The following is a 21,859-nucleotide window of genomic DNA, read 5'->3' as shown; positions in this document are numbered from 1 at the left end:
GTCGGATCAGTGTCCGCTTTCAGCTCGGAATGCTGTCCGCTTTGACGTCGGATTGGTGTCCGGTTTGGATCGGAATAGGTGTCCGGATTCGGCCGGAATACTCACCCTAAGGGAATAGGGTCGCTGGCGGCTAGTGGCTGGCCGCCTTCCCCTCAATCATCCTCATCCCGATCACGACGCTCGACGGTCTCTGGGTCTGCCGTGATTGGACGATAGATCTCCACGCGATTACCGTCCGCAAGCTTAGTGTCGAGCTTGCTGAGCTTGCCGAAGATGCCGACCTTGTTCACGTTCAGGTCGACCTCCGGGAACTGATCGAGCAGGCCCGAACGCTCAATAGCATCCCGAATGGTGCTTCCCTCAGGCACGTCCAGCTTGAGCCAGGTCTGCTTGAACTTGTCTGCGTAGGCGACTCCGACGTGCATTTTGTCTTACTCCAAATCTCGAGACGATTCGTGGGCGCCGGCCGGTAGGGTGGACGAGCGAGAGCGAAGTCCACCGAGCCATGCGCCCGCCCGTGGTGGAGTGCGCTGCGCTTGTCCACCCTCAAGCTGCCAGCTGTCCTTTCTTCGCGCCCTTTCCACCTTTGCGTTTCCACTGACCGCACCGAGGCTCAGGCCAGGGCCTCTGTCCCAGACTCGGCGCTGCGGCGTTTCACTTCGGCGATGCGGGCGTCGATCAGACGCTTGGCGGCCAGCATGAAGCCCAGGGCGATGAAGCCGCCCGGCGGCAGGATGGCCAGCAGGAAGCCGCGGTACTCGGGGATGATGGTCACTTCGAGGAAGGACATGCCCTCGCCCAACAGCAGGCTGGCATTGGCGAAGAGGGTCCCGCTGCCGATGATCTCGCGCAGCCCGCCGAGCATCACGAGCGCAAAGGTGAAACCGACGCCCATCATGAGGCCGTCGAAGGCCGAGGGCAGCACCGGGTTGCGCGAGGCGAAGGATTCCGCGCGCCCCAGGATGGCGCAGTTGGTGACGATGAGCGGGATGAAGAGCCCCAGCACCTTGTGCAGATCGTGCAGCCAGGCGTTCATGCCCAGGTCGACCAGGGTCACGAGCACGGCGATGACCAGGATGAAGATGGGGATGCGCACCTCGGGCGTCACTTGCCCGCGAATCAGCGCGACGAGCAGGCCAGACGCGATCATGACGACCGTGGTCGCCAGCCCCATCCCGAGCCCGTTCGTCGCCGTGCCAGTCACTGCCAGCAGGGGACAGAGCGCGAGCGATTGCGCGAAGACGACATTGTTGTTCCAGAAGCCGTCGGAGGCGATCCGCCCCCACTGGGTCTTGGGCTTGGTCTCTGTGTCTTTGCTCATGGCTGGCTCCGGACAGGCGCATCGGGATCCGCTTTGGTGATCTGGGCCGGACTGGTCAATGCCTCGCGGTGGCTCTCGAAGAACTCCAGACCGCGCCGGATCGAGCCCACAACACCGCGCGGCGTGATGGTGGCCCCGCTGAACTGATCGAAATCACCGCCATCCTTCTTCACGGCCCAGCGCTCGGCGGGCGGATCTCCCAAGGAGAGCCCGTTGAAAGCGAGGATCCAATCGTCTTTGGCGACCTCGATCTTGTCGCCCAGTCCAGGCGTTTCGGCATGGGAGAGCACGCGCACGCCGAGGATCCTGCCCTTGGCGTCGACCGCCATGATGGATTCGATCTCGCCGGCATAACCGATGCCAATGATGCGGTAGGCAACCGCCTTCACCTGCACGCCGTCCAGGGCCCGGTAGACGGTCACCGGCTCGCCATCGGCGTTCTCCAGCGTCAAGGGCTGCGCCAGCAGATCATTGTCGTGGATCGCCGGGGGGATGACCTGGCTCAGCGAGGCCTTGAGGTCCTCGGCCCTGCGCAGCTCGATGGTGTCACGGGTCGCCATATCGCCCATCACGAGCAGCGCGGCGGCCAGAAGGGTGGAGCCACCCAGCAGGCCGGCCTGATAGCCGATGCGCTGGCGATAGCTTGGCTCGGCGGCATGACTCATGACTCCACCTCCGCATCGTCAGCGTACTCGATGGGTGCGCCCTTGCGGTCGCGGCCATAGACACGCGGCTTGATGTAGTAGTCGATCAGCGGGGTGCAGGCGTTCATCAGCAGCACCGCGAAGGCGACACCTTCTGGATAGCCGGCCCAGGTGCGGATGGCATAGACCAGCAGCCCGCAGCCCGCGCCGAAGAGCAGCTGCCCGCGCGTCGAGACCGGCGAGGTCACTAGATCGGTCGCGATGAAGAAGGCGCCGAGCAGGGTCGCCCCCGAGACCAGGTGATAGAGCGCGCTGGTGTAGTGCTCAGGGTCATAGAGGTTCATGGCCGTGGCCAGCACCGCAATGGTCCCGAGCATGGCGAGCGGGATATGCCAGGTGATGATGCGCTTGAAGATGAGGAAGAGCCCGCCGAGCAGGATCAAGATGGCCGAGGTCTCGCCCATGCTGCCCGCAACGGTGCCAATGGCACCGGAAAGCGGCGCGAAGAAGCCCGGCAGGATGCCGGACAAGCTCAGCCCCTGCCCCAGTTCCGTCCGCACATGGCCGAGTACGGTCGCGCCACTGTAGGCGTCGAAGCCCTGACCGCCGAAGGTGATGGCCAGGCCCTCGAGCAGCCCGGGCGTATCGGCGGAGAACAGCGGCGCCGGCTCGACGAAGCTGGTCATCTCGAAGGGGAAGGCGATCAACAGGGCCACGCGCGCGACCATGGCCGGATTGAAGAGGTTCTGGCCGATGCCGCCGAAGACCTGCTTGGCGATGACGATCGCCATGAAGCTGCCGACCACGCCGATCCACCAGGGCGCCCAGGGCGGCAAGGTCATCGCCAGCAGCCAGCCCGTCAGCAGCGCCGAGCCATCGAAGATGAAGGGACCGACCGGCTTGCCCGCGATGCGCAGACTGACCACCTCGAACAGGAGGGCCGAGGCGATGGTCGCGGCGAAGAGATAGATGGCCGGCCAGCCGAATTGCCAGAGCCCGAAGGCGGTGGCTGGCAGCAGCGCCAGCATGACCAGCCCCATGGTGCGGGAGATGCTGACGGGCTCGTGGGCGAATGGCCCGGCCTGAGCCGCCGGGGTCTCGATACTCATCTCAAGCCTCCGTCTCGGCTGGGGCCTTGGCATCGGCAGGAGCGGACTCCACCTTCGGCGCCGCTGCGGCCGCAGCCTGCTGCTCGGCCTCGGCCTTCTTCTTCGCGGCCATCTCGAGCTTGCGCTTCGCCATGGCCTCGCGCTTAGCCTTCTTGAGCGCCTCCATGCGCTCCGTGCGCTGCTCTGCGAGACGCTTGGTCTCGGCCTGCTTCTGCTTGGCGCGGCCGCGCGCCGCCATTTCGCCCTTGGCGTAATTGAAGAACTGCACCAGCGGGATGTGGCTCGGGCAGGCGTAGGCACAGGAGCCGCAGCCGATGCAGTCCATGAGTCCACGCCCGACTGCGCCCTCGAGGTCGCCGACGCGGATATGGGCCGCCATCTCGAGCGGCACCAGGCCGCAAGGGCAGGCATGCACGCAGCTCGCGCAGCGGATGCAGGGCATGGCCTCTTGGACGTTGGTCTCTTCCGCGGTCAGGGCCAGAATGCCATTGCTGCCCTTGACCATGGGCACGCGCGTGCTCGGCAGGGGCTGCCCCATCATGGGACCGCCGCTGATGAGTCGGTCGGGCTCCACCTTGAAGCCGCCGCAGTAGTCCAGGATGTCCTGGACCCGGGTGCCGAGCGGGATACGCACATTGCGCGGCTCGGAGATCGCCTTGCCGCTGACGGTCACCACACGTGAGACCAGCGGGTAGCCGTAGCGCAGCGCCTCGTGGACGGCGAAGGCGGTCGCGGGATTGTGCACCACGACGCCGATATCCGCAGTCAATCCACGGGCAGGGGTCTCGCGGCCGGTGAGCGTCTGCACCAGGTGTTTTTCCGACCCCATGGGATAGCGCGTCGGCAAGCGCGCGATGCGGATGCCCGGAAACTCGGAGGCGACCACCGCCATGGCGGCCTGCGCCTCCGGCTTGTTGTTTTCGATCCCGATGACGATGCGCTCGACACCGAGCGCGTGCGCCATGATGCGGATACCGTCGAGGACGTCGGCGGAGCGCTCGCGCATCAGGCGGTCGTCGCAGGTCAGGTAGGGCTCGCACTCAGCCCCATTGATGACCAGCGTGTGCAGCCGGTACTTCTTGCGCAGGTTTAGCTTGACCGCAGCGGGGAAGGTCGCGCCGCCCAGACCGACAACGCCGGCTGCAGCAACACGGGAGGCGACCTCCTCCGGCTGCAGCGCGAAGGGATCCGCGACGCCCTGGATGTGATCGGCCCAGCGATCTTCACCGTCGGGCTTGAGCGTGATCGTCGGCACCGAGAGCCCGGAGGCATGATGCGCCGGATAGCTGCCGACGCCCATGATCCGCCCCGAGGTCGGCGCATGAACGGGCGCCGAGATCATGCCCTGACCATTGGCCAGAAGATCCCCCTTGGCGACCATCTGGCCGCGACGCACGGCCGGGCTCGCCGGGGCGCCGATATGCTGCTGTAGCGGGATGTGAAGCAGCGCCGGCATCGGCAGGTTTTCGATCTGCTGACCTGCTGCGAGCTGTTTGCGGTCGTCCGGGTGGACGCCGCCACGGATCTTGAAGAGTTTCATGGCCGTGAGCGGACCTCCATCCGAGATTGCGAGCCCCCGAGTGCGAGGCGCGGATTGGCAAACACAGGCTGGGTCATATCGCCACCGCCGGCTTCGGCCAATACCAGGTCTGCAGGGTCGGCGCGAGCGGACGCATCTCGATGCACTCGGTCGGGCAGACATCGAAGCACAGCTCGCAGCCAATGCAGGCGTCCGCGAAGACGCTGTGGATCATATTGTTCGCGCCCATGATGGCGTCGGTCGGACACCGCTTGAAGCACTTGGTGCAGCCGATGCAGAGGCTCTCGTGGATGTGCGCAATGGTCGGCGCCTTGTCCTCGACGCCCGACAGATCCGCCGTCACGCCAAGCAGGCTGGCCAGAGCCTCGGCGAGCACGCGGCCGCCCGGCGGGCAGATGGTGACCGGGGCCACACCCGAGGCGATGGCCTCTGCGGCGGGACCGCAGCCCGGATAACCGCACTGACCGCATTGTGAGCCGGGCAGCAGGGCGGCCACCTCTTCGGTCGCCGCGCTCCCCTCAACCTTCAGGTAACGCGCGGCGAGTCCCAGCAGTCCGCCGAGGGCGAGACCAAGCGTGGTCAGACTGGCGATCGCGGCAAACATAGGTGTGCAGATCTCCGCAGCAAATCATTAGGTGGATGGGTAGAGCACAGCGAAACCCATCGTCTTCAGTGGTCGGTGGTCGGTGGTCGGTGGTCGAAACGCTAGGCCAACCCGGCGAAGCCCATGAAGGCCAGCGACAGCAGGCCGGCCACGATGAAGGCAATGGGCGCCCCGGCGAAGGCCGCGGGCACATTGGCCAGGGCCAAACGCTCGCGCATGCCGGCGAACAGGACCATGACCAGGGTGAAGCCGAGCGCAGAGCCGAGCCCGTAGAGCACGCTCTCCAAGAACCCGTGCTCTTCCTGCACGTTCAGCAGCGCCACGCCGAGCACGGCACAGTTGGTCGTGATGAGCGGCAAATAGATGCCGAGGACTTGGTAGAGTGCCGGCGAGATCTTGCGCACCACCATTTCCGTGAACTGCACCACGGCGGCGATGACCAGAATGAAGGTCAGGATGCGCAGATAACCGATGCCCAGCGGCCCGAGCACATAGTGCTCCAGCAGCCAGCCGGCCACGGCCGCCAGTGTCAGCACGAAGGTCGTGGCGAGCCCCATGCCGAGTGCCGAGTCCAGCTTGCCCGAGACCCCCATAAAGGGGCAGAGACCGAGGAACTTGACCAAGACCACGTTGTTGACCAGTGCGGTGGCCAGGATCAGCATGAGATACTCGCCCATGTGCGAAAGCCCTTGCGCGACGAAACCAGATAACCCAGGCAATGCAACGCGAATGCCACTTCACCTCGTAGGGCCTTGAGCCATCGCCCGAGACCTTTTCGCCTGAGCCTTCCCGGCGCGCCTGAGTTCACGACTCCCGCACCTAAAACAGCAGGTTGCGGGTATGATCAGGAGCCCTTAGATGCGGCATGGATGGAGGTCGGGAGTCTCGCGCCACCGTCGCGATCGGAGCCGCCGGCTGTCGCGGTACCAACAAGATCCCCCGTTGCGGCCAAGTAAGATTGTTGGAAAACTGACAAGGTGCCCCGCCCAAGCGCGCAGTGCTGCGGGCCATCACATGGTGTAATTTTTGCTTAATACTAAAAGTATTATTGAATCCGCTCAGGAGAGTGCCGTGCCGGTCCGACAAGCCCCCGAGCCCGTTCAACAGGCCGTGATCAATGCCTTGGGCGAATTTCTCGCATCCCCTCCGGATGGAACGCCGCCCGAAGTCATCGAGGCACTGGCCCTCATGGGCGGCAACCCCGCGGACCCCTTGCCGCCGCGACTCTTTTTCGAGGCTGTCGAGCAGTCCCCGATCGCGATCTCCATCACGGACGCCAAGGCGGTCATCCTCTACGCCAACCCCGCCTTCGAGCAGTTGACAGGCTACGGCCGCAAGGAGGTGATCGGACAGAACGAGGCGATCCTGTCCAACAATGCGACGCCGAACAGCGTCTACGAGCAGCTCTGGCGCACCATTCAACGCAAACAGACCTGGACCGGCACCCTGGTCAATCGCACCAAGCAGGGCGGCGACTACCTCGCCGAGCTGACCATCTCGCCGGTTTTGGATCGCAACGGCGATCTCAAGTACTTCCTGGGCATGCACCGGGATGTGACAAAGATGCACGAGCTGGAGGGCGCACTGCGCCAGCAGAAGTCGCGCATCGAGACCGTCTTGGACGCCGCCCCCGTGATCGTCGTGCTGCTCGACAGCGCCGGGCGCGTCATCCTGGACAATCAGGAATACAAACGCCTGCTCAGCGACCTCAAGGGCAAGGAGCCGGTCGAAGTCTTGCGCGCAGCCATCAGCGAGCAGCTCGGCATCGACGCCTTCGCCGCCTGTCTGGAGGGCCAACCCTTCAAGAACGTCGAGGTCAGCATCGACATCCGCGGCCATCAAGGTCCACGCTGGTTCTCCTGCTCCGGCACCCCGGCGCAAGAGACCGACCCCACCGCGCGCAGCTATTTCGGCCAGGTCGGCCCAGGCGAGCGCCGCATCCTCATCCTCGCCAACGACATCACCGTGCGACGGCGCGAGATCGAGCGCGCGCTCATGGAAAACCTGCGCGCTCGCCTGGCCGAGCAGCAGCTGATGCACGGCATGCGCGAGGCGCTCGCGGCGGCCATCTATCAGATCCAGGTCCCACTGAACGTCATCAAGGCGGCCGGCAGCATGCTGCGCAGTGGTGCCGGCAACGTGGACACCCTCGTCGGCATGCTCGATCAGATCAGCGAGTCCGGCGCCAAGGCACTGGAGACGCTGAGCGCCGCACTGCCGGAAGAGCCGCGCGAGGCCGGGGTCATGGTCAATGTGAACGCCCTGCTCCGTCAGGTGCTGGAACTCGAAACCAACCGATTGCTAGCCGACGGCGTCGTAGTGGACTGGCGACCGGCCAACGTGCTGTCCGAGCTGCCCGCGCACAAGAACGAGCTGCGCTCCATGTTCAAGCACCTCATCGAAAACGCCATTCAAGCGCTGCGCGAATCCAACAAAGGTCATCGCGAACTGAGCCTGACCACCCGTAAACTGGACAACGGCGTGGAGGTCGAGATCCAGGACAACGGGCCTGGGATCCCGACCGACGACCGCTACCGGGTCTTCGAACCCTTCTATATCGGCTGGAAGAACCGCCGCGGCCGCGCCGGCATGGGCCTCGCCCTCTCCCAGGAGATCGTCAACGCGCATGGCGGATCGATCGAGGTCGATCCCGACTTCACCGACGGCTGCCGCATCCGTCTCTCTCTGACCGCTGTCTTTCCGGACGACTGACTTTGCCCGAACGATCAATGAGCTCTAGCACAACCGACTTCGGGGCCGCTGAAGAGGCGCATCGCCTCGCCTTAGCCGAATCCCAGCTGGCGGCCCTCTTCGAGGTCAGCAGCGTGCTCAGCCGCTCGCTGAACCTGCGCCAGACCCTGCGCGAGGTGCTCAGCGCGCTGCACGAGCGCGGCCGCATGAGCCACGGCCTGGTCTGCCTGCTCGACGAGGAGCGCGGCGAGCTGCTCATCAGCGCCTTGCATGGCAAGGACGCCGAGCCCTTCGAGACCGTCACCTACCAGCCCGGCGAGGGGGTCATCGGCCACATCCTCACCACCAATGAGCCCTGGGTCCTACCCAAGGTCGCGGATGAGCCGCGCTTTCTCGACCGACTCAATCTCTATGATCCGGAGCTACCCTTCATCGGCGTGCCGATCCGCATGGGCGAGGAAAAGGCGGTCGGCGTCTTCGCCGCTCAGCCGCCTCCGGATGACGCACTGCTCGGCTACCGCTCGCGCTTCCTCGAAATGGTTGCCAACCTCATCGGTCAAGCCGTGCGCTTGGCGCGCACGGTCGAGGCCGAGCAGCGCGCCCTGCGCGAGGAGCGCGACACCCTAAGGCGCGAGGTCAAGGGCACTCACGGGTTCGACAGCATCATCGGCCGCGCCAACTCCATGCGTCTGGTGTTCGAGCAGGTCCGCCAAGTCGCCAAGTGGAATACCACGGTGCTGATTCGCGGTGAGTCCGGCACGGGTAAGGAGCTGATCGCCAACGCCATCCACTACAACTCACCGCGCGCCCGTGCGCCCTTCGTCAAGCTCAATTGCGCCGCCCTGCCGGACAACCTGCTGGAGTCCGAACTCTTCGGGCATGAGAAAGGCGCCTTCACGGGCGCCGTGAGCCAGCGCAAGGGGCGCTTCGAACAGGCCCACGGCGGGACCATCTTCCTCGATGAGATCGGCGAGATCTCCCCCGCCTTTCAGGCCAAGCTGCTGCGCGTCCTCCAAGAGGGCGAACTCGAGCGGGTCGGCGGCGGCCGCACCCTCAAGGTCGATGTGCGCGTCATCGCCGCGACCAACCGCGACCTCGAGGCCGAGGTGCGGGCGGGCGACTTCCGCGAGGACCTCTACTACCGCCTCAACGTCATGCCCATCCGCATGCCGGCGCTGCGCGAGCGCATGGAGGACATCCCTGATCTCGCGCGCTTCCTTATCGACAAGGTCGCGCGCACCCAAGGGCGTGACCTGGAAATCACCGATAGCGCCATCCGCCAGCTGATGCGCCACGATTGGCCGGGCAACGTGCGTGAGCTGGAAAACTGCATGGAGCGCGCGGCGGTCATGAGCGAGAACGGCATCATCGACCGGGACGTCGTCAATCTGACCGGCTTCAGTCCGGACAGCAGCGAGCAGGAACTCGCTGCCTCCCCGGCCGCGCAGACCACCCAGGTCGACCTCAACGATCCCAACCTCGACGAACGCGAACGCGTCATCGCCGCGCTGGAAGAGGCCGGCTGGGTCCAGGCCAAGGCCGCGCGCTTGCTGAACATGACACCCCGTCAGATCGCCTACCGCATCCAGACACTCAATATTAAGATGCGACAATTCTGACCTCGGCAGCGGCGGTGCTCACCGTCGATGCCTCGGAGGGATCGGCGATGAGCAACCTGATCGACGCGATCGTCCTGGTGGCTATGCTGGCCGCGCTGGCCAAAGGCTGGGGTTGGTGGCGAACGGCGCAGCGCCTGCGCTTCATCCGCACCTACAGCTTCCCGGATGGCCTGCTCGAGCGGCTCGGCAAGCACCACCCCCATCTCGACGGCCGCGACCGCCACCTGGTCGCCCGCGGACTGCGGCAGTTCTTCATCGCCTACCTGCGCGGCGGGCGCAAGTTCGTATCCATGCCCTCCCAGGCCGTCGATGACCTCTGGCACGAATTCATCCTCTACACGCGCCACTACCAGGCCTTCTGCCGCAAGGCCTTCGGGCGCTTCCTGCACCACACCCCAGCGGCCGTGCTCGGGGCCAACCGAGAGAGCAACGCCGGCCTGCGCCGCGTCTGGTGGCACAGCTGCCGCGAGGAAAAGATCGATCCCAAGAAAACCACCCGACTCCCGCTGCTCTTCGCCCTCGACCAGCAGCTCAAGCTCGAGAACGGCTTCCGCTATGCGCTGGATTGCCATCGTCCGAAACGCCAGGGCCAAGACAGCTCCAGCGCCCCCGTCTACTGCGCCGGCGACATGTCCAGCACCGCCTTCGACGGCTCATCCGACGGCTTCGGCGATTCCTGGTTTGGCGGCAGCGATGGCGACGGAGGCGACAGCAGCTGTGGCGGCGGCTGTGGTGGGGATTGAGGTTCGAGGTAAGGGGCTCAGGTTTTCAGAGGCTGTCTGAATATCCACGCTGGATATGCCCGCGGTATCCACCGGCAACATGACCGGCTGCCCGATGAGATCGGCGAGTGGCACGATCTGATGTTCTATGGCAAGGCGCTCAAAAAGACATTGCAATTCTTTTTTCCAGTACACCATATCCTCTTCACTTTGGGGTGGGTTGTCGTGGAGGAGGAGGATGTCGCCAGGCCGGATCTTCCGCATCACCCTGGCCGCAAGATCGTGAACATTGCGGTTGCCTCGGTCGAAAATGCGGCAACTGAAGGTCATGGCCTGCAAGTTGAGAGAGGCGAGTGCCGGCACCAGGCGAGGGCTGATGACCCCGATAGGTGGTCGGAAAAACAGCGGTCGCACGCCCAAATTCGCCAGGATCTCCTGGGTCTGTCGAATATCCGCCTCCACTCTATCGCACTCGCGCAGCATGAGCAGGTTGTCATGGCTGAAGGAGTGGTTGCCGATGGTATGCCCCTGGGCAAGGATGGCGGCGATTAGCTCCGGATGGGCGGCTGCACGCTCTCCCACCACAAAAAAAGTGGCCGGTAAGCGATAACGCGCCAATAGCTCCAGCAAAACCGGAGTGGAGTCGGGAAAGGGGCCGTCGTCAAAGGTGAGTGCGATCCCTTCACGGCCATCCGCCCCTCTGGAGATGACGGGCAGAAAAAAAGACGAATGGGGCCAAAATGGTGCCCCCAAGCAGGCCAGGAGAAACAGTCCCAAAGGAATGGCGGCAAGCTGGGGAGCCTGGCTGAGGCCCAATGGGATCGCCGTGAGCAGCGCGCTCAAGCCCGTCTTTTTCGCCAGACTGAAACGGCGATGCCACTGCCGCTTACTCATTTTGTCGATGCCCCGGGTTTGCGGCCACTGAGCCAATAAAGTTCACTGTTGATCGCGGCCTCTAGTTGAAGCTCAACAAAGCCGGCATCGGTCAGCATCCGTTGCCACTGTTCCGGGCTTCGGTACCAGGTCCGCCCGCCGCGAAGGCGAGTACGCCAATCCTCAAGATACCAGGTTAACGAGAGGCGTCCCTGGGGCCGAGTGACGAAACGGATCAACACCAGCCCCCCATCTGCCAACTCCCTGAAGCCGCGTGCACAGGTGGCAACCAGCTGCTCATCGCTCAGGTAATGCGACATGTCCAGCAGCATGACCCGATCGACCGGGCCGGGGATATCCGGAAGATCGGGCGCAGATCCGACGAGCATGGTTCCCCTTGCGCCGGTGGCACGGGTAGCGACATGCACTCGGGATGCGTCAGGATCCACGCCGATCACCTCGGCCGCCGGATACCGTTCCAGACACCAGCAGGCCGGAACACCGTAGCCACAGCCGATATCAAGGATCTTTCGTATCTCCCCTTTCCCGTCCAGCCACTGAGGGAGTTCACGAAACAGCGGATCAAGTCGGAGCTTGAACCGGGCAAACACGCGCGGGTAGGCCTCGATGAGGCGATACCGAGAGAGGAGGCGCTCTTCAAGTGTTGCCGCCGGATCGAGTCTGGTCCGATTTTGGGCAAAAAACCGGCGCAATAGCGGCGGCAGCAGCAGAAAGGTACCAAGCAGGGAGTAGCCGATGCCGAGCAGCGAGGTCAAGCCGATGCTTTGTAGAGCGCTGTGCTGGGCGAAACAGAGAACGCCAAACCCGATAAAGGTGGTCGCGGCCGCCATGAGGATTGCACTGCGCACCAGGACATGGCCGGGATGATCGACGGTGCCGTACCATTGACAGCCGCAAACGGTGTAGATGGCGTAGTCCACGCCCATACCAAGAATGACCACCGAGAGCATCAGGGCAGGGATATCCAGAGGATGGCCGATCAGCCTCAAGGTACCAAGGGTGCAGATAAAGGCAAAGACCAGGGGGGAAAGGGTGATCAGGGTAAGACGCCAGTTGAGTAGCTGCACAAAGAGCAGCAGGCTCACCATGGCAACGATGATCGCCAGCAGGGTCGCAAAGGTGGAAAACAGGGTCTCACCTAGACGGGCGGAGAAATCATTGCCGTCAAAGACCTTGCCCTCCTGGCCATACTTTTCGAGGAAGGATTGCGCATTGTAAGCCTCTCCCGGAGTCAGGGCGGTGAACTGGATCAGGTGGCCGTCCGCCCCGGTGGTGATGCCAAAGAGCTGGTTGTAACGGCCATCGAGGATCGGTGGTGCAGGCAGGCTCGTGGCCTTGAGTTGCGCGAAAAAAGGAGCAAAGGCATCGGCTGTCAAGCCCAGGGTGATCCCCTCGTCAACGAGGGTGCTTTGTACCTGCTGCACCCTTTGCGGTGTCCAGAACGAGCGCCAGGCGGCAAAATTTGCTCGACTGCGCTCCGCGCCGGGAAAAAGGAGGGAGGGCACAAACACGGATAGGATGCGGTCTGCCTGCAGATCCTCTTCCATCTGGGCCAGCAAGCGGTCGTTCTTGTTCTGCAGCTCGGCCAGGGAGGAGGCCCTGGTCATGAGATAGACCTTGCTCCCGGTATTGCCCCAGACCTTGCTGAACATTTGGTCCTCGGCCTGGGTCTTGGCGCTGACCGTGCTCATCTCGCTGAGGCTGACGCGGAACTCTGGTTTGGCAAAAAAGAGCAGGACCAGGGCGAGTCCGAGCGCGGTCAGCGCCCCGAGACGGCCGGTGTTGAAGAGACGCTCGGCAAACCAATGCAGGGGCAGGATCCGCTTGCCGCCCGCGGGCATCACCGGAAAGAGGCGTGGAAAAATGACGTGGATGAAGAGATAGGTGCAGATAAAGCCCAAGGCGGTGAATTGCCCGAGTTCGCGAAATACCGGAAAATCGCTCAAGCTGATTGCCAAAAAGGCACCTATAGTGGTCAATAGGGCCATGGTTCCGCCAACGGACTGCACCTCACGGGCCGCCTCCGCCCCCCGGGTCTTGTGGGGACGGTCGAGGAAGAGGAGGTAGGCGATGCTGTGATCGTTCATCATCGAGATCAGGGCCCCGGAAAACCCGAGGACCATGATTGAAATCGATTCATTGAACAGGGAATAGACAAAGAGCGCCATGGCCATACCGGCCAACGCAGGTACGAGCGAGAGCAGGCCGATCAGGGGGCGGGGAAAGGCGAGCAACAGCAACAGCGCGAGACCGGCCGTGGTCAAGCCCAGGGCGAGCTGCACATCGTGGCGAATGATGGCCTCGTTATCCAGGGCGGCGCGAAAGGCTCCGGCCGGGGTAAGAGTCAGGTGGACACCTGCCGGTATCGCGGATTCGGAGAGTTCTTTGCCTGCCTCGACAAAGAAATCGGCCAGTTTACGCGCCGCATCGCCATCGGTTCCGGCGGCATTCGGCCGTGCCGTGACCAGGAGATGCCGCCCATCGTTTGAGAGCAGGTATCCCTGATAGAAGGTTGCCTCCTGCGATGGCGCCAGAGAAAGCAGGTTGGCCAGGATCGGGGCCTTGAACCCCAAGGGATCAAGGCGAAGCAAGGCAGCCTGACCAATGCCGTCCAGGCCGGACAACCCTGCCATTGCCTGCTGCAGCCGCTCGCGGATGGCGCCGTCCGTCAACCGAGGTGCGATGGTCGTGTCCAGTTCCTCACGGGAGAACAGCAGGGGCAGCGTTGTTGCCACATGATGCGCCAGTTCTGGCAGCAAACCGCTGGTATCGCCTCCCCCCACCTCGGCAAAGAGGCCACTGGCCCGCATGCTTTTCTCCAGGGACTGCCCGTAGGTGACCAAGAGATCCGGTGCATGGCGGTCGATCATCAGATCCACCGCAATCTGGTCGTGGATCGGGTGGTTCTCAAAAATCTCCAGGGCATCGCCAATGATCTTTTCGTGGGCGGGCAGGGTCTTGACAATATCGGTGTCGATATGCAGCCGGGTCAGCCCCAAGTAGGCAAACAGGGCAATCGCCGCGCCGACGATGAGCAGCGCAGGATAGTTGATCGAAGTGGATTTCATGAGCAGGTCGGCCAAAGAAGCGCGATGAGCGCCGCCGCAACGAAGACGTGGATGAAAATAATAAGCCACTTGTGGTTGCAGTAGACCTCGTTGCCTTTTTGGATCAAGGCCAAGCCGCCAAAGATGGAGCGCACCCGGTCGATCCATACAGTGTTGTTGTCGCTTGTCGCCAGCCCCTGAAAGGCACACATCGGATGCAGGGCAAAGAATTCCCCGCCAAGGCTATGGATCAGGCCGTCAATGGGTACGCCTTGCCAGGGTTCCCGCAGAATGCGCTTGGCAAAGGGACGATTGAGGGCATAGCCATGGGTGAGACAACGATAGCCTATGCGGACCACACCACGCCGATTGGTCGGTCGGCTGCTAAGGGTCAGGCAGCCAAGTGCAAAACCGTCCCAGGTGTCGATATCCTCAAGAAACCGACAGGCATCACGGAGCCGCTCCGGGTTATGCTGCCGAAAAAAGACATCATCCTCGAAGATAAGGATATGCTCGGCCCCCGCAGCCAGCGCTCGAGAGAGGCAGCGCTGATGCGAGCTGAAAATGCCGCGCACAGGGTCTTCTTCGTCCCTTGCCACAACAACGAATTCGACTCGCTCATCCAGATCAACCAGGGCAAACTGCTCCTTTGCGGCCTGCATCCGATCGGGGCGGCTCGCAAGTGTTATGCAGTAGATGGCGTCAAAAAAATCCCACTCACCTCCGTGGCTCATCCTGTCGTCACTACTCCCATCTTGCCTTACGCCTCTCGGTTGGCTCTACTTGATGCCCGGGCTGTTTTAATAACATAACTGCTATCGATGAAACAGTTGCCTACAAAATGGATTCTTTGGGTGGCCTCAACCGATTTTGTGCGTTCAGCGATCGAAGAGCGGGCAGATCTTTCCGCCTTTCGTGAAAAACCGACCGCCAAGGTGTTGCTTGGCGTTTTTCTCATCATCCTAGGCTCACTGCTCGGCTGGCCGGCCGTGACCGCCCTGGGCATTCTCTCCGTGCATTTGCAGACTCCCTGGATCGTTGTCATCGGAGGCCCACTCATCTACGGCTTGTCGCACCTCGTCTTTCTGGCGGGCATGTATCTCTCCGGCGTAACCTACTCCCTGATTTTTGGTCGCTGGCTTGCCCGGGTGAGCGTGGAGCGCTGTCTAACCTGGCTGGGAGCGGAGTACCGGCCCGACCTTACCCACTGATGCCTTAGCCATTGAGCGCTGCTTGTCCTCCTGGGACCAAGGTCTTGACCCAGGTCGGTGGCTTGATCAGCCCCTGACTCACATCCCGCATCAGCAGCCCCTTGACCGTTTCCCGCAGGTGCCCCGCTTCGTCGACAAGACTGAGATCATAGATCAGCTCACCCTTCTCCCATTGCTTGAGCAGGGCCTGGGTTTGATAGCGTTCACCGGCCACGGTCGGCCTGAAAACATGCCGGCTGGCAAATCCCACCGGAAAGGGAACGAAATCCACCAGTCGTTGGCCGTGGACACAGGCGGCGTGCATGGCGCCGTCCAGAGGAAAGGGGGAGCCGAGTGGTTGGGTGGCACTCGTCCCCAGTGTCGCTGCCTGAAGCAGACCCCAGGCAGCCTCTGCAGAGAGATATAGCCGGTCCTGCAGACTGCGGAATGAGGGGCCAAAGGGAACCAGCTCCTCATAAATCCTCGCAGCGTCAATGCTCACCGAGGACTCTGCAGCGGGGGCTGCCGGCAACAGGTCCATTTGCAGGGCGGCAACCGGCGTAGCGGTAAAATGTACTTCGCAATGGCTGACCAGACGGGTCATGACCTTGCCTTGGGCTCTGGTCAGTAATCGAGTGCGAATCGTCCCGTTCTCCCCTTCTTCCGTCTCCACCAACGCATCAATGCTCGAAGCACCTGCAGGGAGTTCAAGCAGTTTGGCAAAACGGCCATCGGCCATCGTGCGGACGTCCACGCCTGGATGTGCGGAGTACGCAGCAACAGCCAGCAACTGCATGGCCTCTACGGCAGCAAGAATAATGCGGCCGCCGAAGTGGTGATCGGAATACCAGGGGAGAATTGGAATGCTGATTAGGGTGCGCGTATCGGCCATCAACTGGGAAACTGGTTCCAGAGGGTGAGCGTCTTGTCGTCGATTTCCACAGGGATATGCTTGGAGTTGACCGCGCAGTGACGGGTCATGCCGGTACAGCAAATCTCACCGGTTTCCGCGTTGGTAATCAGATAATCGAATTGCACCTTGACCCGTTCCAAACGGGCTAGCCGCGTGTGGATATACATCAGGTCATCGTAGAAAAGCGGCGAATAATAATTAAGTTCGGTATTGATGATCGGATAGAGGAAACCGCCGTCTTCAATATCCTTATAGGGGTAGTTGGCCTCACGCATGAGCGAGGCGCGACCGAACTCGAAATACCGTAGGTAATTGGCGTGATAGACCACCTGGGAGCGGTCCGTATCCGCATAGAGGGTGCGGAGTTCGCAGCGGTGCCAGACCAGCCCGGTTTTGGCGTCTCGCACATAGGGTGTTCGCTCGTGGGGCTCTGGAACAAAGGGTTTCGGACGCATTACAGACCCCTGAAGACGATGCAGCAGTTCGTTCCACCGAAGCCGAACGAGTTGGAGAGAAAGAATTCGTGGCGATGCCTGCGGCTTTGGTTGGGCACGACATCAAGGTCGGCAAGGGCTGGGTCGGGCAGATGGTTGACCGTCGGCAACACCAGGCCCTGGCGCATGGCCTCAATCCCCAGAGCAGCCTCGATTGCGGCAGAGGCTCCCAGACTGTGACCGACTTGCGATTTATTGGCCGAGATCGGGATGCCCTGTACATGGCGGCCGAACACCGTCCGCAGGCATTGGGCCTCAATGGTGTCGCCTGTGGGCGTTGAGGTGCCATGGGCATTGACCGCGCCAATGTCCTGCGGCCTAATCTCGGCGTCATCAATTGCATCGCGCATGGCCTGGGTCACGGTCTGCTCATTGGGCCGAGTAAAATGATGGGCATCGGAGTTCCAGCCGATTCCGGCGATTTCCGCTCTCGGCAGCAGCCCGTGAGCCCGCGCGGCCTCTTCGGCAGCCAGGACCAGCACCCCGGCCCCTTCGGCAAGGACAAAGCCCTTGCGATCGATACTGAACGGACGGGAGGCCTGAGTCGGATCGTCGAAAGAACGGTCCTTGGGGCCGACGTTGATCGTTGCCAGCATATTGGCAAAGCCGAGAATAATCTCTGGAATCAAACAGGTATCGACGCCACCGGCCAGGGCGAAGTCGCAGTCGCCGTCCCGGATCATGCGGGCACCGACCCCAAGGGCATGATTTCCAGAGGCACAGGCACCCTGGGGCGAGAAGATGGGGCCGGTAAAGCCAAGCAGCATCCCCGCCTTGCTGGCGGGAAGATTGGCGCAGAGGTTCGGCAGGAGGTAGGGGCTGACCTTGGTCGGCCCGAGACGGGTGTAGTTGTCCATGGCGATCCGATAGGCATCGGAGCCGTTGAGCGCCGAGCCAACCAGGCAGGCGGTTCGCGGCCCGGTCTGGTTGTCGATCACCAGCCCGGCGTCTTCCAGGGCCTGGCGGCAGATCTCCATGGTGAGATGGACAAAATCCGCGTTCCACAGCGACGCATCCTTTCTGCTGACATAGGGGAGATCACTCGGATTCCAGTCCGGTATCTCACCGACCACCTGACTGCGGGTCTCCACGGTACAGCGGGTCAGGCGGCGAAACCCGGCCTTTCCGGCCACCGCCTTTTCCCAGGTAGAGGCAAAGGTATTGCCCAGGGCGGATGCGGCTCCATAACCAAGAATGACGACCTTTCTATTGCTTGGTGCTCTCAATGACGGACCATCTCTCAAAGGTGCATTTACACTAATTTTCTCAACACCGCGCAAGCATTGCATCCACCAAAGCCAAAGGCGTTCTTGAGTACATGTTCCTGGACGAGCGGCCGGGCACCCTGGGCGACACAGTCCAGTTCCATTTCGGGATCGGGCTGATAATTGATTGTGGGAAGTAACAGATCTTCTTCCATACCACGCAGGGCGAGGATGGTTTCGATGATGCTCGAGGCGCCCATGGCGTGCCCCAACAGGGATTTGTTGGCGCTGACGGGTGGCAGGCGCCCTGCAAACAGGGTCCGTAGGGCATCGAATTCCACCCGGTCCCCGGCCCTGGTCGCGGTGGCATGTGCATTGACCGCAGCGATGTCGCCGCTTTGCAGGCCTGCATCGCCCAGTGCATCGATCATGCACTGGCGAACGGTTTCTTCGGCCGGCATGACAAAGTGATGGGCATCGGAGGTCATGCCCCAACCGGCCAACTCAGCCGAGGGGTTCAGGCCATGGGCGGCGGCAAACTCCCTGGTGGTGAGAATGACCGCTCCAGCCCCCTCGGAGACGACAAAACCACGACGATCAACGGAAAAGGGTCGGCTGGCCCGTTCGGGCGGCTCGTTTTCCTCGCCTTTCTTGGGTAAATAGGCGCCGTTCATGGTGTGAAATCCGGCGAGGATCGGTTCGACCAGCGAACAGTCGACAGCGCCGCAAATGACAACATCGGCCCGGTTCTGGGCCATGAGCATGGCCCCCACCAGAATCGAGGTCAGGCCGGTGGCACAGGCGGTGATCGTGGAGAGGATCGGCCCCTTAGCACCGGTGAGCATGGCGACCTTGCCGCCGATCATGTTGATGCAGGAGTTGGGATTCGCGTAGGGGTGGGGCAGTTTCTGCTCGGCTTGCAGACGCCTGTCCGCTGTGAGCACCGCATCGATGCCCCCGACCGCCGAACTGTAGGTGACGGCGACGCGTGGGGCAAGCCCGGAGTCAATCTGGATGCCGCTGCGCTCTAGGGCGCGAGCCACCGTGAGCATGCCGTACTTGAATACCGGAGAATGCCAGGCGGCTTGATGACGGGCGGTGAGAAAGGGATAGCTCAGGTGGTCGACATCAGGCAGTTGCCCAGCAATACGAACTGGAAAATCCTCTCGCAGCGGAAAGCGGGTCAGCGGCCCGATACCGGATCGGCCGGCTACGGCATTGCGCCACTGCTGGGCATGATCGCCACCCAATGGCGAAATGGCGTCATAGCCGACAATAACCGCTTTTTTTTCCTCCGAGAACAGCATCAACGACTACCAAGGTATGTAGCGGTATAGCTTGGCAAACATCTCATAGACTTCGATCCAGTTCTGCAGATCCTCGGAACTGTTCATGTGGGCACGCTTATTGACCATAACCCAGCTCATATGGGCCGCGCCGTCCTTACAGGTGGAGCAGTCACGGGTTTCGGAGGTGCAGCAGCGGTGCATAGTCTTGAGATCAGAGGCCCAGCGGATGAAATTGGTCAGCCGTTTTGGCCGGGGGTCTCGTTGATCGATGGAATCGGTGACCGAGGGGCACTCCATCCAACCGAAGCGGCGGCCACACATGATCCCGGTGGTGATGATCTGGTGATAATATTTGGAGGAGATCACCGTCTCCGGGTAATCATCAAGCATCTGGTCCATCTCTGCACGCACCGCGATCAGCTCGTCGGGCTGCCAGGAAAAACCGTCGATCCCCTCGTCGTTGGACAGCAGTTGCATGTGCACCTTGAGCCCGACATCCTTGATTCGACGAATGTTATCCTCGATCTTGCCCAACTGCTTCGGGGTGATGGTGTACAGATAATAAACGTTGGGGTCTCCAGCATAATGGCTGCTGGAAATGGCAAAGGTATCCTTGCCCCGCAGGAGGATTTCGTCCTCGCGATCGCCCCACAGGGAAATGCCGACCATCAAATCGGGGAAGCGGTCACGGTCGACCTTGATCATGCCGTTGGTGGCAACGAAAGTGGGCAGCCGTTTGTAAAAGGCCTCGATGCGGTCCGGGCAGAGGGTGGGCTCTCCGCCGATAAGGATTGCTAGGTTGACTCCGCGGCCCATTTCGCTCTCGACAAAGGCCTCCCACTTGGTCACATCCTTTTCTTCCGAAGCGGCCTTATGCTCGTTCGAGGAGAAGAAGAAACACCCCTTGCAGCGGAGATTACAACGGTCGGTCACGTCATAAATAGAGCTGCGGATGTTGAGTTTGGAGATGCGCTTGTAGCGCTCATACCATTCGGGATCAAGAAGTGAGCTGACTGTTTTCATACGAGTAACTAACCTGTAAGCCACCGGCTTTGTCGGTGCAACCCGAAGAGGCTCTGCCGTTCCCGGGCACGAAGCGTTCCGGACTTCGATTAAGTCAATCTGAATCGGAACGGAGGCGGGTTCTTCTGGCCCCTAGAGGCCTTCTCCGCCAATCGCCCCCCTTGGGGAGGGCTGCTTCAAACCACCCGCTGTGCGGGTGGTACTTGACTCTGCCTCTACTGACCGTCTGCGGGAGGCGTGACGGGATGGTCACAGAGATTGGGGCTCTTATCGTATCCCCGGACCCAGACCGCCAGGTAGGTATCAACGTAATCGAGCCAGGCGGAAAAGGTGTCCGGATTGGTGGCATGCCGGTACATTCGAGCCGTCACCACGGCGCTCCCCGCCGCATAATGGCGACAATCGGCACAGTCGGTATCGGGCACGCAACAGGCGGCGTCGCGATCCCACTGCAGATCGGTGCGGTATTGCCGAAACGATCTGCCCAGACCGACATTGGTCGACGGGTTCATTCTCGGGTAGGAGCAGGAATAGAGCGCGTGCAGTCCCAAGCGATGGGTATGGGCAACGATGTTGTAGTGTGAAAAAAGCACCGACTCGGGATACTCGCGCAAGAGCCCGGTCATCATCGCCGCCGCTGCCGACAGACTCTCTGGTGTATGCCGAAGCGAGCCGTTATAGCCTTCAGGAGCCGAGAACATGTTGAAGGTGATCTGCTGCCCAGCCTTGGCCAACTGTTTGGTGACCTCTGCGGCCTCGGTAATGTTCTGCGAGGTAAAGGTGTAGACAAAGACCGCCCGGGGATCGTTTTCGTAGTTTGCTATCTGGCGATCGAGCATGTGCTCGGCCTTGCGGACCGCTTTGCTGGTGGCGTCGCTGCCCCAGACGGAAATATGGACCCGGTAGTCAATCTCGCGGGGAAGCGATTTGAGGCCATTGGTGGCAATCGCCCCCAGGGGAATGGTGTCCGCACAGATTCGGCACAACTCGGGCGCCAGCGAGGGTTCTGCCCCGGCAAGGACGGCAAAGGTGATGCCGCGCTCCTTTTCCGCGGTCATCAGTTCCTGCCAGGCGACAGGATCGCCGTTTTCAACGGCGAACTGTTTTTCGCCCTCGAAATAATAGCACCCATCGCAACGCATGTTGCAGCGATGGGTCATATCGTAGGTGGACTCGCGAAGAAAAAAATAGCGCCGTACCTTTTCCCAGCGATCCCGTATCGCTGGTCTAGCAATAATGTCGGCGAATTTCCAGCACGCATCCTGCAACGCCTGACTGGCCATTTATTCCTCGCCTTGCAGTTTCTCGGTGATGTACTCGCTGATTATCCGCAGGGTGGTCAGTTTAGGGTAGTCGTCCTCATCAATGCGAACGCCGAACTCATCACGAATGACCAGGGCAATAGTGGCCAGATCCATGCTGTCGATACCCACCTCGTCAACCAGGTCAAGATTGGCTTCAAAGGTTTCCGGGGTCACATCCTCCAATTTCAACGTATTGATGATGATTTCGGCGATGCGGAGGATGGTTTGATCAAGATTGTTGTTCATGGGG

21 protein-coding genes are annotated in these 21,859 nt (G+C 61.9%); 5 read left to right on the top strand and 16 right to left on the bottom strand.

Features of this window, described 5'->3' with window-relative positions; all coding sequences use genetic code 11:
• Positions 1 to 152: 152 nt before the first annotated feature.
• The 7 genes from G3480_RS10685 to rsxA all read right to left on the bottom strand — a co-directional run bounded on the left by G3480_RS10685 (position 153) and on the right by rsxA (position 5,895).
• Entirely contained in the window at positions 153 to 425 is a 273-nt protein-coding gene (locus tag G3480_RS10685; protein ID WP_164653878.1) for an RnfH family protein, read from the bottom strand.
• A gap of 188 nt (positions 426 to 613) precedes the next feature.
• Positions 614 to 1,321, bottom strand: a complete 708-nt coding sequence (locus tag G3480_RS10680; protein WP_164653877.1) for an electron transport complex subunit E — start codon at positions 1,319 to 1,321, stop codon at positions 614 to 616.
• Positions 1,318 to 1,986 (bottom strand): electron transport complex subunit RsxG, encoded by a 669-nt coding sequence (gene rsxG / locus G3480_RS10675; RefSeq protein WP_164653876.1) that lies wholly within the window; start codon positions 1,984 to 1,986, stop codon positions 1,318 to 1,320. Before rsxG ends, G3480_RS10680 begins: the two co-directional genes overlap by 4 nt.
• A complete protein-coding gene (locus G3480_RS10670; protein ID WP_164653875.1) occupies positions 1,983 to 3,074 on the bottom strand; it encodes an RnfABCDGE type electron transport complex subunit D in 1,092 nt (363 codons plus the stop codon). Before G3480_RS10670 ends, rsxG begins: the two co-directional genes overlap by 4 nt.
• Position 3,075: 1 nt before the next feature.
• Positions 3,076 to 4,614 (bottom strand): electron transport complex subunit RsxC, encoded by a 1,539-nt coding sequence (gene rsxC, locus G3480_RS10665; RefSeq protein WP_164653874.1) that lies wholly within the window; start codon positions 4,612 to 4,614, stop codon positions 3,076 to 3,078.
• 73 nt (positions 4,615 to 4,687) lie between these two features.
• Entirely contained in the window at positions 4,688 to 5,218 is a 531-nt protein-coding gene (locus G3480_RS10660; protein WP_164653873.1) for an RnfABCDGE type electron transport complex subunit B, read from the bottom strand.
• Positions 5,219 to 5,319: 101 nt separating this feature from the next.
• The gene (rsxA, locus tag G3480_RS10655; protein WP_164653872.1) at positions 5,320 to 5,895 is read right to left on the bottom strand and encodes an electron transport complex subunit RsxA; all 576 of its coding nucleotides are present in this window, start codon (positions 5,893 to 5,895) and stop codon (positions 5,320 to 5,322) included.
• 394 nt (positions 5,896 to 6,289) lie between these two features.
• On the opposite strand from rsxA, the gene nifL reads away from it, so the two are divergent.
• From nifL to G3480_RS10640, 3 genes are read left to right on the top strand one after another with little or no spacing between them, the layout of a single operon-like run.
• Positions 6,290 to 7,930 (top strand): nitrogen fixation negative regulator NifL, encoded by a 1,641-nt coding sequence (nifL, locus tag G3480_RS10650; protein WP_164653871.1) that lies wholly within the window; start codon positions 6,290 to 6,292, stop codon positions 7,928 to 7,930.
• Between the two features lie 17 nt (positions 7,931 to 7,947).
• Positions 7,948 to 9,528 (top strand): nif-specific transcriptional activator NifA, encoded by a 1,581-nt coding sequence (gene nifA / locus G3480_RS10645; protein WP_164653870.1) that lies wholly within the window; start codon positions 7,948 to 7,950, stop codon positions 9,526 to 9,528.
• A gap of 47 nt (positions 9,529 to 9,575) precedes the next feature.
• Complete coding sequence (locus G3480_RS10640; protein WP_164653869.1) at positions 9,576 to 10,271, top strand: glycine-rich domain-containing protein; 696 nt, start codon at positions 9,576 to 9,578, stop codon at positions 10,269 to 10,271.
• Here G3480_RS10640 and G3480_RS10635 read toward each other — a convergent pair.
• The gene (locus G3480_RS10635) at positions 10,182 to 11,144 is read right to left on the bottom strand and encodes a polysaccharide deacetylase family protein (protein WP_164653868.1); all 963 of its coding nucleotides are present in this window, start codon (positions 11,142 to 11,144) and stop codon (positions 10,182 to 10,184) included. The genes G3480_RS10640 and G3480_RS10635 overlap by 90 nt on opposite strands.
• Complete coding sequence (locus G3480_RS10630) at positions 11,141 to 14,212, bottom strand: methyltransferase domain-containing protein (protein ID WP_164653867.1); 3,072 nt, start codon at positions 14,210 to 14,212, stop codon at positions 11,141 to 11,143. The genes G3480_RS10635 and G3480_RS10630 overlap by 4 nt, the downstream gene beginning before the upstream one ends.
• Before the next feature lie 47 nt (positions 14,213 to 14,259).
• On the opposite strand from G3480_RS10630, the gene G3480_RS10625 reads away from it, so the two are divergent.
• Positions 14,260 to 15,003 carry a hypothetical protein gene (locus tag G3480_RS10625; protein WP_164653866.1) on the top strand — a complete coding sequence of 248 codons (744 nt, stop codon included), beginning with the start codon at positions 14,260 to 14,262 and terminating at the stop codon, positions 15,001 to 15,003.
• Positions 15,004 to 15,012: 9 nt separating this feature from the next.
• Entirely contained in the window at positions 15,013 to 15,402 is a 390-nt protein-coding gene (locus G3480_RS10620) for a hypothetical protein (protein ID WP_164653865.1), read from the top strand.
• 4 nt (positions 15,403 to 15,406) lie between these two features.
• On the opposite strand, the gene G3480_RS10615 is transcribed toward G3480_RS10620, so the two are convergent.
• From G3480_RS10615 to G3480_RS10585, 7 genes are all read right to left on the bottom strand, one after another.
• On the bottom strand, positions 15,407 to 16,273 hold the full coding sequence (locus G3480_RS10615) for a polyketide synthase dehydratase domain-containing protein (RefSeq protein WP_164653864.1): 867 nt from the start codon (positions 16,271 to 16,273) through the stop codon (positions 15,407 to 15,409).
• Entirely contained in the window at positions 16,273 to 16,749 is a 477-nt protein-coding gene (locus G3480_RS10610; RefSeq protein WP_164653863.1) for an acyl-CoA thioesterase, read from the bottom strand. Before G3480_RS10610 ends, G3480_RS10615 begins: the two co-directional genes overlap by 1 nt.
• Positions 16,749 to 18,014, bottom strand: coding sequence for a beta-ketoacyl-[acyl-carrier-protein] synthase family protein (locus G3480_RS10605; protein ID WP_164653862.1), 1,266 nt, complete (start codon positions 18,012 to 18,014; stop codon positions 16,749 to 16,751). Before G3480_RS10605 ends, G3480_RS10610 begins: the two co-directional genes overlap by 1 nt.
• A gap of 26 nt (positions 18,015 to 18,040) precedes the next feature.
• Positions 18,041 to 19,300 carry a beta-ketoacyl-[acyl-carrier-protein] synthase family protein gene (locus tag G3480_RS10600; RefSeq protein ID WP_164653861.1) on the bottom strand — a complete coding sequence of 420 codons (1,260 nt, stop codon included), beginning with the start codon at positions 19,298 to 19,300 and terminating at the stop codon, positions 18,041 to 18,043.
• A 6-nt stretch (positions 19,301 to 19,306) separates the two neighbouring features.
• Entirely contained in the window at positions 19,307 to 20,305 is a 999-nt protein-coding gene (locus G3480_RS10595; RefSeq protein ID WP_164653860.1) for a radical SAM family protein, read from the bottom strand.
• 215 nt (positions 20,306 to 20,520) lie between these two features.
• The gene (locus G3480_RS10590) at positions 20,521 to 21,588 is read right to left on the bottom strand and encodes a radical SAM protein (RefSeq protein WP_164653859.1); all 1,068 of its coding nucleotides are present in this window, start codon (positions 21,586 to 21,588) and stop codon (positions 20,521 to 20,523) included.
• Entirely contained in the window at positions 21,589 to 21,855 is a 267-nt protein-coding gene (locus tag G3480_RS10585) for an acyl carrier protein (RefSeq protein ID WP_164653858.1), read from the bottom strand. It abuts the gene before it with no gap.
• Positions 21,856 to 21,859 lie beyond the last annotated feature (4 nt).

Origin of the sequence: Thiorhodococcus mannitoliphagus, assembly GCF_010915725.1 — a bacterium.
In the GTDB taxonomy this organism is placed as follows: Bacteria; Pseudomonadota; Gammaproteobacteria; order Chromatiales; family Chromatiaceae; genus Thiorhodococcus; species Thiorhodococcus mannitoliphagus.
The sequence above is the reverse complement of the archived record's forward strand: the minus strand, read 5'-3'. Positions and strand labels throughout refer to the sequence as shown.

Coding starts and splice junctions, on each gene's coding strand:
- G3480_RS10685 (WP_164653878.1), bottom strand. CDS start 425: ATGCACGTCGGAGTCGCCTACGCAGACAAGTTCAAGCAGACCTGGCTC.
- G3480_RS10680 (WP_164653877.1), bottom strand. CDS start 1,321: ATGAGCAAAGACACAGAGACCAAGCCCAAGACCCAGTGGGGGCGGATC.
- rsxG (WP_164653876.1), bottom strand. CDS start 1,986: ATGAGTCATGCCGCCGAGCCAAGCTATCGCCAGCGCATCGGCTATCAG.
- G3480_RS10670 (WP_164653875.1), bottom strand. CDS start 3,074: ATGAGTATCGAGACCCCGGCGGCTCAGGCCGGGCCATTCGCCCACGAG.
- rsxC (WP_164653874.1), bottom strand. CDS start 4,614: ATGAAACTCTTCAAGATCCGTGGCGGCGTCCACCCGGACGACCGCAAA.
- G3480_RS10660 (WP_164653873.1), bottom strand. CDS start 5,218: ATGTTTGCCGCGATCGCCAGTCTGACCACGCTTGGTCTCGCCCTCGGC.
- rsxA (WP_164653872.1), bottom strand. CDS start 5,895: ATGGGCGAGTATCTCATGCTGATCCTGGCCACCGCACTGGTCAACAAC.
- nifA (WP_164653870.1), top strand. CDS start 7,948: ATGAGCTCTAGCACAACCGACTTCGGGGCCGCTGAAGAGGCGCATCGC.
- G3480_RS10640 (WP_164653869.1), top strand. CDS start 9,576: ATGAGCAACCTGATCGACGCGATCGTCCTGGTGGCTATGCTGGCCGCG.
- G3480_RS10635 (WP_164653868.1), bottom strand. CDS start 11,144: ATGAGTAAGCGGCAGTGGCATCGCCGTTTCAGTCTGGCGAAAAAGACG.
- G3480_RS10630 (WP_164653867.1), bottom strand. CDS start 14,212: ATGAAATCCACTTCGATCAACTATCCTGCGCTGCTCATCGTCGGCGCG.
- G3480_RS10620 (WP_164653865.1), top strand. CDS start 15,013: ATGAAACAGTTGCCTACAAAATGGATTCTTTGGGTGGCCTCAACCGAT.
- G3480_RS10615 (WP_164653864.1), bottom strand. CDS start 16,273: ATGGCCGATACGCGCACCCTAATCAGCATTCCAATTCTCCCCTGGTAT.
- G3480_RS10610 (WP_164653863.1), bottom strand. CDS start 16,749: ATGCGTCCGAAACCCTTTGTTCCAGAGCCCCACGAGCGAACACCCTAT.
- G3480_RS10600 (WP_164653861.1), bottom strand. CDS start 19,300: ATGCTGTTCTCGGAGGAAAAAAAAGCGGTTATTGTCGGCTATGACGCC.
- G3480_RS10595 (WP_164653860.1), bottom strand. CDS start 20,305: ATGAAAACAGTCAGCTCACTTCTTGATCCCGAATGGTATGAGCGCTAC.
- G3480_RS10590 (WP_164653859.1), bottom strand. CDS start 21,588: ATGGCCAGTCAGGCGTTGCAGGATGCGTGCTGGAAATTCGCCGACATT.
- G3480_RS10585 (WP_164653858.1), bottom strand. CDS start 21,855: ATGAACAACAATCTTGATCAAACCATCCTCCGCATCGCCGAAATCATC.